The organism is Tamlana crocina, from assembly GCF_012037625.1.
On record NZ_JAAVJS010000815.1, the window covers coordinates 1 to 290 of the forward strand.

1 protein-coding gene is annotated in these 290 nt (G+C 41.7%); it reads left to right on the forward strand.

The window, feature by feature from the left end:
* On the forward strand, positions 1-290 hold a 290-nt coding region (locus HC176_RS19110), incomplete at both ends, for a GAF domain-containing protein (RefSeq protein WP_209309841.1).

Below are 290 nucleotides of genomic sequence, written 5' to 3' on the forward strand. Positions count from 1 at the left end.
TTAATACCGTTGGGAAAAGTATTTCCGAAAATCTGGATGTGCAGGGCATTTTACAGCGGGTGACAGATGCTACTACAAAATTGACAGGAGCTGCTTTTGGAGCTTTTTTCTATAATACAACAGATGAGAAAGGGGATAGTTTTAAACTTTTCACCCTTTCGGGAGCTCCCAGGGAAACTATGGAACAGCTGGGAATGCCAAGACATACAGAAATGTTCATTCCCACTTTTGTTGAAAAGAAGGTGGTTCGCATAGATGACATCAGGAAATTTGCCGGCCATGGAAAGAAT